Genomic DNA, 6779 nt, shown 5'->3' on the forward strand with positions numbered 1-6779 from the left:
TTTTTCACCCGTTGCACGTAACCTTCATACCCTTCAAATTCACCACCTGTTATGCGCACGCGCTGACCCTCGTGGAAATCGCGTTTGTTGAAGATTTCGCAACGCGTGGAGTCTTCAGCTGTTAGCAGCTTGAGAATATTTATCTGAGAACTGGAAATAATCTGTATATCTTTGCTATCAGGATAACGGTAGATCCAGAATCGTACAGGTGCCGCCGGATCCGTTCTACCGGCTGTTTCCAATGCAAGCGCATTGCGCGCCGAAGTCTTGATAAAGAGAACACGCGGTATAATCGCCTTGACCCTTTTTACTCCAGACGGTTCCCGAACTATATGCGTGGGAAAGAACACCTCATCGCACACCGGTCTTAGGGATTCCTCTGCATAAAAGTCCCGTCGTGTCTTGATTGCAAACCAGTTGCTTTCGTCCATAAAAAAGGGTGGGATAAATTGGGAAGCGCATACCTTTTCTTCATGCGCGGCAAAGGAATCACATCCTGACTGCGCATCATTCACAACCGCCGGGATGCCAATCGGCGCCGGTCTCCGGAACGAGCCTGTACAGGTGCTTTTCCGGTGGTTGTCCATATCGGCAGGTAATCGCCACGACATGGATATCAACTGTATATTACGAAAAGATATGCCTCTTCAATTTGCAAAGATATAAAAAAACGCGGATATTCTCATAATATCCACGTTAAAATTTCTTTTTGCCAGGCAGACACGCCTGCCACGTCAGGAAACCTGCACACTTTTAGCAGTCCGTCATCTCAGCTTTAGCATACGTCCCGGCTGAAGACGCTCATCTCGCGCTACGAGATTCAGCTGGCATAACCGCGTTTCGGAAACACCCGATTTTTCGGAAATCTTTTTCAACGTATCGCCTTGCCTGACAACATATGTGCCGCGGCCTGTCGCAGACCCTCCCGCCGCTGTCCTGTTGCGGTCGGAAGCCGGGGACAAGAGGGAAAGCGGGTTCACCGCCTCTCCGTTCACACGGGTCTCGAAATGCAGATGCGGACCTGTGGAGTTTCCTGTGTTGCCGCTGAGAGCTATGACCTGACCGGAAAACACCCGCTGTCCGGCATCAACCAATGCTCGCGACAGGTGCGCATAACGCGTTTCCATGCCGTTGTCGTGCTCAATGACAATGAAATTGCCGTAACCTCCCGCCTCATAGTCTACACGCTTAACCTCTCCAGACATTATCGCCCGCACGGTATCTCCGACATTCATCGCGATGTCTATCCCTTTGTGTACGCGTTTGAACCGCGCCCTGTATCCGAAACCGGAGGTGATTCGCCCCCATTCGGGACTGAAAAGGGAATTGCCGGTGCCATATGCCTGTTGCGGCGCATAAGACAACGCGGAGGGAGTATAAGAGGGTTTGCTGTATGCATACGTGATAAACCGCAAGGCTCCTGTAGAGACATTTCCGTCTGTTTCATCCTCTCGATTGTCTCCTTTGCGCCTTACAGTACCCACAAGATCCGATATGTAGTCCTTATCCTCGGATGATGACGCTTCGACAACTGTTCCTACGGCACGCACAAGACCCGAAAGGAAATCCTCTTCCGGGTCTTTCGCCTCGGCGGTCAATGCCGCAAGGAGTATTGTCAATAAAAATATCGTTTTCCTCAAAGTGCTATAGTCTGTCAGTTAGGCGTTTCATTCTTCTCTCCTGCTGACGCCTTCTTGCGCGAGTCGACCAAAGGAGATATGAAAAGAATCCATCCGGCACACGCCACAAACGCAAGGAACGTGAAGCCGACAAGTATCATGACCTTACGGGGACTGGATGCTCTGACAGGAACCGTGGCGGGTGTGACCACCGCATATACCGGTGTGCTCTCCTGCACTCTCACCTGCGCCTGCTGCACCTGCTGCGCCGTCTGGTTATAAAGATTGAAGGCGAGGGTCATCTCGTTCTCGAGTCGCTCGCGCATTGTCTGAGCGGAATGAAAAGCCAGACCCTGGTTGCGGTCGAGATAGTCGGCATAACGCTGCTGCGCCTTGTAATAGCTCTCCTTCGCCTCCTTATTGATCTTCATGGCATAGTCGAGGTCATGACGCGCCTTGCTCGTGCGATAATCCGTGATGAAGTCGCGGAGCCTTGAGACAACAGTGTCGGCAAGCACTGCAGATACGAGAGGATCCTGCATCTTGGAGGTGATGGTCACAACAGACGTCTTGGTATCGACAGTGGCGGATATACGGTTGTTCAACGATGTCACAAGCGCATCTTCCTCGGGTGTCAGACGGAAGTTGTCAAGCTGATGCTTACCGTCGGTTTCCTTGACGCCACCGGTCACCATACCCAGAAGTTTGCGAGGAAAACCGAGAATCGCACTCCACCAGGGTGCCGAAGTCTCGTTCTCCATATATTCGCGCACGGTCATGGTACGGTTGCCGCCTTTCTCATCTGTTGTTACCTTTACATCGAAAAGTCCGGTGGTGAATGGCACGGAACTCAACACATCAGGATAAAGCTGCGGATAGAAAGCATCCGAACCGGAAGAGAAGTTGCTGCCAAGACCTGCCATCGATGCAAGTGCGCCGAGACCTCCTCCCGCCGATTTCCCCTCTGTTGATTCCGGCACGAGCTTGACCGAAGTGGTATACTCCTTCGGTATGCTGAAAGCCACCACAAGTCCGACAAGTGCTCCGCACAAGCTCCATTTTATCAGTTTCTTCTTCTGTTTCCAGAGTGTTGACGCAAGTTCAAGAAGGTCTATCTCCTTTTCCTCGCCTACTCTGGCTTTATTATCGGTTTCCTGCATTGTCAGTTTTATTTGAGGCTACTTGAATAGGTTCGGTATCGTTGCCACCATTGTCGCTACCGACATGAATCCGGTTGTGAGAGTCAGAATCTTCGACCAGTCTGTTCCACCGTTCTGAGGTTTCGACGGCACAATTATATGACAGCCGGGTTCTATGGGAGTGTTACGTTTGGCTCTTGCCACAGTTCCGTTCATATACACTATGAATGCCTTCCCTTTCTTGGCACGCTGTCCGTAACCGCCTGCCTGATTGATGTAGTGGCTCAGTTTCTTGCCTGGTTCGTAGATAACGGCATTCGGGAACATGACATCGCCGGAAATCTTTACAGTACTCTGCTTCTCCGGAACATAAAGGGAGTCTCCCGGCATCAGTACAAGGTCATAGTCGCTTCCTGGATTGGCGAGTGCTTTCTCAAGATCGATTCCCACATTATACATATTCGACAGGTCAATCTTGTCAATGGCTATCGAATCACCCATATTCTCGGAGTTGTTTGACATCGCGAGTCTCAGAGCCTCCTTGCGTGCCGCAAGTTCCGACTCAGACAGACGGCGAGAGAGATGGGCGCCCTTGATGTATGCGCCATCGATGAGTCCTCCGGCACGCGTCACAAACTCCGAAAGGCGTTCGTTTCTTTTGCGTAATGTATATGTTCCGGCAAAGAGCACTTCTCCGTCGATCGCAACTGTCTCCTGAGGTGCATATCCGGGACTGCGGCGCACCTCTACCCTGTCGTAGGGTTTCAGTCTGAATCCCTTTCCTTTGCCTATGGCAAGACCGTTTTCTATAGAAACGGTAAATTCCTGCGCAAGCTGGTTTGTAGCCTCCGTTGCCGAAGGATCCACAATCCTGCGGGAGATATCCACACGTGCCGTAGACGCACCCTCAAGCAGACCGCCTGCCTGAAAAATAAGGTCTTCGACAGTGCTGTTGGCAGCATAAGGATACGCGCCCGGACGAGCAACCTGACCGCCTATGTAGACATCACCGCGTTCTTCAAGCTCGTTGACACTTGAGATAACAAGCATGTCATTGCGTTTGAGCGTAATGTCGGGAGCCGCGCCTCTCAGGATATCCTTCAGGTCAAGTGCGACTACCTCAAGCTGCTTCTCCGGACCCTCGCGGTAAAGGAGCACGCGGTCTGTATAAGCGTCTTCAGTAACGCCGTCGGCTTTGTCAATAAGATCTCTCACGGTTTTCAGACCGTCTCCGATCGCGAACATGCCAGGACGGTATACGGCTCCTTTCAGTTCTACCCGGTTGGCATAACGGTCAAGGATTGTTCCGACAGTTATGATATCGCCGTCCTGCAGACGATAAGTCGCGAACTCTCCCCGGTCAATGTTGTAAAGCTCGTTTTCCGTGCCCGACTGGCGCGACAGACGCACCATCCCGCCGTAAGCGTCACCGGTAAATCCGCCGGCATAATCGAGAAGACTTTTAACCGTCTCGTCAGGCTTGATCTCATAATACATCGGACGCTTAACGTTCCCGTCTATGTTGACAAGCTGCTCGTACGGAGGAACAATAATCACATCCCCCTCCTGCAGACGGATATTTCCTGAGGTTTTCCCTTTGAAAAGATAATCGTATATATCCACTCCTGCAACCTTCTTGCCGTTACGCAGAACCTGTATATTGCGGAGCGAACCTATATCGTTGATACCACCTGCCCTGTATAAGGCATGAAACACAGATGAGAACGGAGACATGCGGAAGGTTCCCGGTGTCGCCACCTCTCCGAGAATATCCACCTGTATGGTGCGAACCTGACCGAGAGTCACCTGAATGTCAGTTTCCGCATCATTCATTCCCGCATACTTACGTGAGAACGCACTTTTGATATGCTGATTGGCATCCTTGATTGTCAGACCATTGAGATACACCGGACCGATCTGGGAGATCATTATGCTCCCTTCAGGCGATATTGTCTGGCGCATATGATCTTCCGATGTGCCCCATATGTCGATCACGACCTCATCGCCGGGACCGAGACGATAATTCTGAGGAGTGGCGAGATTCTCGCTTGGCTCGAAAGTAAGCGACTGCGAATTGAAGACCTGATGTCCGTAGATCTTGCGGCCCGAACCCGACATGGCATCACCCTTCTCTATCTCGCGTTGCATATTTTCGATCGAAGACACCGAAACATCCTCCGCAGCGTTATGCTTACGCTCCGACTCAGCCGATGTTACCGTCTGTCTCGTAGCCTGAGTCTCACCATGTTGCTGAGACTCAAGCTGTGCCTTGATACGCTTCGCCTGTTCAGGCGTAACTCCTTTTGCCATCAGCTCCTTGCCGATCTGCTGCTCTGATTTGCCGGCGGCAGTCTGCTGTTTGATATAATCTATAACCTGCTGGTCTGTAATGGCAAATGCCATGATAGAGCACAGCATCAAAAAGGACATTAGAATGTGTCTCGGTTTCATCTGAGAAATTGTTTAAATAACAATGTGCAAATTTAATAAAAAAAAATTGTATTTGCCGCTGTTTGTCCTCTTTTCGGCATTTTTAATTATTTTTGCATAATCAAAACGAAACAACCTGACAATGCGAATCCTTTTTTTCGGAGATTATTCCAACCTCCACGCCTGTTTAGCCGGTGAATTGCGTCGGCGCGGTCACCACATCACCGTCATTTCCGACGGAGGCAGATACATGGACACTGACAAGGATATCCTTCTGGAGCGCGCGCCGGGCAGACTCGGTGCAGTCAGCTATCTGTATCAGATTTTCAAGATTCTTCCTTCACTCCGGGATTACGATGTCGTTCAGCTCATCAACCCCCATTTCCTCTCGCTCAAGCCCGGCAAGATAAAATACTTCTTCGATATTCTCAGGAAAAACAACCGTTCGGTGTTTCTCACACTCGCAGGCAACGACTATTATTTCGTAAAGACTTGTCTCGAAGCCAGAACTTTCCGCTTCTCTGAATTTGAGTCAGCCGGCAAGCCCTCGGAATTCGAGTTTGCCACCCGCCATGGCGCCCTATGGACAGCTCCCGGAATGAAAGAATTCTGCGATTACATATACTCCAATATTGACGGAGCGATGGCAGTATTGCCCGAATACGACATTGCAGCGCGCCCTTATCTCGGCGACCGACTCTCATTCACCAACATCCCCGTTGACCTCGCCTCATTGCCCAAAGTACCCGCACTCTCCGCCGGCGACTTGTCAGACCGCATCCGTCTGTTTATCGGCATGCGCCAGGGGATGGAAATCCAGAAAGGCACTGCAAGAATGCTTCGGATCTGCCTTGAACTCGAAAAAGAGATGCCCGGCAGATGTTCGGTCACATGCGTGCGCAACCTTCCCCTTGCCGAATACCTCCGCAGAATGAGCGAGAGTCATATAGTTCTCGACCAATTATACTCCTACTCACCCGGCACCAACGCCTTTCAGGCGATGGCACTCGGAAGAGTCGCCGCCACCGGCGCACAGCCCGAATATTACGAATACATCGGAGAGCCCGACACCGGAGCCATCATCCCTCTGTCTCCGTTAGTGTCAGACCTCGAATGGAAAGAGAGATTCCGTAGTCTCATCCTCGATCCCGCATGTCTCCCCGCCATGGCAGCAGAAGGGCGCCGCATCGCGGAAAAGCACAACGCCGTCACCACCGTCACCGACAGGTTCCTCACCCACTGGCAGCACCTCTCCTGACCCCACTCATCCTCGCCCCTTCCCTCCTTACCTTCCCTTCCCACCTTCTTTCCTCTTTTTTCCTTATCTCTCATCGATTACTTCTCGAACACGAGTTTTCATTCTCAACCCACGAGACCTATGGCTTTTCAACCACCACACCGCGACAAGATTCCGAGCATGAAGCGTCGTTGTCACACCCACGACTACCGTTCCGTCTCCTACTACATGATCACTCTCGGGAAGAATCCAGCCTACACTGCTCCCTTCTGCCGCATATTCGACGCCGTGCTCAACCCTCCCGACTTCACATCAGCCCGCCGTCGCTCCGACGAGCTGACGCCCGGCATAAAG

The 6779-nt window shown here is 51.5% G+C and carries 6 protein-coding genes; 2 read left to right on the top strand and 4 right to left on the bottom strand.

Going from position 1 to position 6779, the window contains the following annotated elements; all coding sequences use genetic code 11:
• The 4 genes from JX312_RS07250 to JX312_RS07265 all read right to left on the bottom strand — a co-directional run.
• Positions 1-611: hypothetical protein (locus JX312_RS07250; protein ID WP_204457535.1), on the bottom strand; the 611-nt coding region annotated here is incomplete at its 3' end.
• 153 nt (positions 612-764) lie between these two features.
• Positions 765-1619: a peptidoglycan DD-metalloendopeptidase family protein gene (locus tag JX312_RS07255; RefSeq protein ID WP_123405505.1), complete on the bottom strand. Its 855-nt coding sequence runs from the start codon at positions 1617-1619 to the stop codon at positions 765-767.
• A gap of 35 nt (positions 1620-1654) precedes the next feature.
• A complete protein-coding gene (locus JX312_RS07260) occupies positions 1655-2779 on the bottom strand; it encodes a Wzz/FepE/Etk N-terminal domain-containing protein (RefSeq protein WP_204457536.1) in 1125 nt (374 codons plus the stop codon).
• Between the two features lie 18 nt (positions 2780-2797).
• Positions 2798-5209 carry an SLBB domain-containing protein gene (locus JX312_RS07265; RefSeq protein WP_204457537.1) on the bottom strand — a complete coding sequence of 804 codons (2412 nt, stop codon included), beginning with the start codon at positions 5207-5209 and terminating at the stop codon, positions 2798-2800.
• Between the two features lie 121 nt (positions 5210-5330).
• Here JX312_RS07265 and JX312_RS07270 point away from each other — a divergent pair, with 121 nt between their 5' ends.
• Positions 5331-6446 (top strand): hypothetical protein, encoded by a 1116-nt coding sequence (locus JX312_RS07270; protein ID WP_204457538.1) that lies wholly within the window; start codon positions 5331-5333, stop codon positions 6444-6446.
• A gap of 120 nt (positions 6447-6566) precedes the next feature.
• Positions 6567-6779: hypothetical protein (locus JX312_RS07275; protein ID WP_204457539.1), on the top strand; the 213-nt coding region annotated here is incomplete at its 3' end.

Source organism: Barnesiella sp. CU968 (genome assembly GCF_905219685.1).
Classification (GTDB): domain Bacteria; phylum Bacteroidota; class Bacteroidia; order Bacteroidales; family Muribaculaceae; genus Lepagella; species Lepagella muris_A.

What these genes read in the sequence shown, in the direction of transcription:
- JX312_RS07260 (WP_204457536.1), bottom strand. Translation starts at nt 2,779, where the DNA reads ATGCAGGAAACCGATAATAAAGCCAGAGTAGGCGAGGAAAAGGAGATA.
- JX312_RS07265 (WP_204457537.1), bottom strand. Translation starts at nt 5,209, where the DNA reads ATGAAACCGAGACACATTCTAATGTCCTTTTTGATGCTGTGCTCTATC.
- JX312_RS07270 (WP_204457538.1), top strand. Translation starts at nt 5,331, where the DNA reads ATGCGAATCCTTTTTTTCGGAGATTATTCCAACCTCCACGCCTGTTTA.